The organism is Rhodococcus sp. BS-15, from assembly GCF_000813105.1.
Taxonomy (GTDB): Bacteria; Actinomycetota; Actinomycetes; order Mycobacteriales; family Mycobacteriaceae; genus Rhodococcoides.
The window spans coordinates 1-2736 of sequence record NZ_BAOX01000446.1; the positions used below are offsets into that span (position 1 = coordinate 1).

General features: G+C 66.4%; 1 protein-coding gene and 2 pseudogenes. All 3 read right to left on the reverse strand.

Annotation, left to right across the window (positions count from 1 at the left end):
• A pseudogene (gene murD / locus RHBS_RS26540) lies at positions 1-1364 on the reverse strand (UDP-N-acetylmuramoyl-L-alanine--D-glutamate ligase); the annotation flags it as partial.
• A 3-nt stretch (positions 1365-1367) separates the two neighbouring features.
• The gene (gene mraY, locus RHBS_RS26545; RefSeq protein ID WP_121869617.1) at positions 1368-2453 is read right to left on the reverse strand and encodes a phospho-N-acetylmuramoyl-pentapeptide-transferase; all 1086 of its coding nucleotides are present in this window, start codon (positions 2451-2453) and stop codon (positions 1368-1370) included.
• Positions 2450-2736 (reverse strand): annotated as a pseudogene (locus tag RHBS_RS26550) (UDP-N-acetylmuramoyl-tripeptide--D-alanyl-D-alanine ligase); the annotation flags it as partial. The pseudogene RHBS_RS26550 and the gene mraY, both read right to left, overlap by 4 nt.

Genomic DNA, 2736 nt, shown 5'->3' on the forward strand with positions numbered 1-2736 from the left:
TGGGGCCAGCAGGACCGTATCCCCCGGCGCGGCGAGTTCGGCCGCATGGGCCGCGACCGCCCGCATCACCGCATCAGCATCTTCAGCACCATGAGTCACACCAGCATCGTCTCCCGAAGGAAGCCTGACGACCGGAACATCGGGCGCGTGTCGCGCTAAAGCCTCTGCGATCTGCATCCCATCGCGTCCGAGGACGACCGCAGCCACGAGCCGATCGGCGATCTCGACCACCAGATCGTCGATCAGCGCACCCTTCAACAGCCCACCCGCGATCCACACGACGCGATCGTGCGCCGAGATCGAGGAGCGAGCGGCGTGCGGGTTCGTCGCCTTCGAATCATCGATGAACGTCACCCCGCCGAGCTCGCGCACCACCGCCGCACGATGCGGTCCCACCCGATAGGTCTGCAGCCCCACCCGAACATCGCCTGCCTGCACGCCGATCGAACGAGCCAGCGCGCCTGCCGCGAGCGCATCGAGGACACCGGACGGGCCGCTCGGCTCCACGTCGTCCGCAGCGAGTAAATCGACGTTCTCGCCGAACGCGTTGTCGACGAGCATCCCTGCCCGCACTCCCAGCTCACCCGACGCCGGCTCACCCAACCGGAAACCGACGACGGTCGCCGCCACAGACCCGGCCGACAAGCCGGCCGCCCTGGAGTCGTCGAGACCGACCACCGCAACATCGCCGCTCAACGCACGAGCCTTGGCCTGGACGTAACCATCCATACCGCCGTGCCAATCGAGATGGTCCTCGGCGATGTTGAGCACCACCCCCGCTGCCGGACGCACCGACGGAGCCCAGAACAACTGGAACGACGACAACTCCACAGCGAGCACACTCGGATGTGGGGTACCGCGCAACGCGTCGGCGACGGGGAGTCCGATGTTGCCGCAGGCCACCGATTCGATGCCGGCGCGTCGAGTATCGACGCCAGCATCGAGGTGGTGGTCGTCTTTCCGTTGGTACCGGTGACCACCAGCCAGCGAGTCCGGGGTCCGTACAGCTCGGCCCGGTCCACGTGCCAGGACAACTCGACATCGCCCCACACCGGAATACCCTGTTTCGTGGCGGCCGCCAACACCGGAGAGTCGGGACGGAAACCGGGACTGGTGACGACGAGCGAGAACTTTTCGAGCGCCGCGGGATCGGCGAGCAGGTCGTCCTGCAGCACCACCGCAGCACCGGAGTTCGACGCCTCGTCCAGCGCGGCGCGATTCGAGTCGGTTACCGTGACGACGGCACCGAGATCCAGCAGTGGTTGCACGACAGCGAGTCCCGAGATGCGGGCTCCGGTCACCAGCACCGAACTGCCACGCAACCAGATCAGATCGGTCCGAGAGTCGTGCACAGATTCATCCATGCCCTATCCGCCGACAGCAGCGAGATACTCGCTGTAGAACAGGGCGAGTCCGACGGCCGACGAGATGGCGGCCAACAACCAGAACCGGATGATCACCGTCGTCTCGGCCCATCCGGCCAGCTCGAAGTGATGATGGAACGGTGCCATGCGGAAGACGCGTCGGCGACTGGATCGGAACACCGCGACCTGGATCACGACCGACGCGGCCTCGGCGACGAACAGCGCACCGATGACCACCATGATCAGCTCGGTCTTGGTCACCACCGACAGGCCTGCGATCAGACCGCCGAGGGCCAGGGATCCGGTGTCACCCATGAAGATCTTGGCCGGCGCGGCGTTCCACCACAGGAAGCCGATGCAGGCGCCCGCGGCCGACGCACAGACCAGGGCCAGGTCGAGGGGGTCTCGAACGTCGTAGCAGCCGGGGGCAGGCCCGGCTGGGCCTGCGCACGCCTGGCGGTACTGCCAGAAGGTGATGACGGTGTAGGCACCGAGCACCAGAGTCATGGACCCGGCAGCGAGTCCGTCGAGTCCGTCGGTGAGGTTGACCGAGTTGGACCACGCGATGACGAGCAGGCAGATGAAGAACACGAAGACCACCGCGGACATCGACCAGGTGGCGATGTCACGAACGTACGACAGTTGGGTGCTGCCCGGGGTGAGCCCGCTCTCGCTGCGGAACTGCAACACCAGGATCGCGAAGAGCACGGCCGCCGTTATCTGACCGACGTACTTGCCGGTGGCGTTCAGTCCCAGGTTGCGCTGTTTGCGGATCTTGATGAAGTCGTCGAGAAAGCCGACGAGACCGAGCACCGTGGTCAGGCCGAGAACGAGCAGGGCCGAGGCCGACGGACCGTCTGCGTCGTAGCCGATGCCGATCAGGTGCGAGCCCCAGTAGCCGGCCCAGATGCCGACCAGAATTGCGACGCCGCCCATTGTCGGTGTGCCCCGCTTGGACTGGTGACTCGCCGGTCCCTCCACTCGAATCTCCTGGCCGAAGCCCTGTTTCGAGAAGGTCTTGATCAGCACCGGGGTCAGCAGGATCGCGACCGCGAGTGCGATACCTCCGGCGAACAGGATCTGCCTCACTGCTCACCCTCCGGAGTGCCGTTCGACGCATCGGCCAGCAGGGCGTCTGCGACGGTCCACATCGCCCCGGACTGCGAGGCCTTCACCAGCACGATGTCGCCTGGACGCACCTCCTCGTGCAGTACGTCGATCGCCGATTCCCGGTCGGGCACCAGCATCGATTCCTCGCCCCACGAACCCTCCATGACCGCACCCTGGTGCAGCGCCCGAGTGGGACGGCCGGTGTCGACGATGATCAGGCGATCGACGTCGAGGCGGACGGCGAGCCGGCCGATCGCGTCGT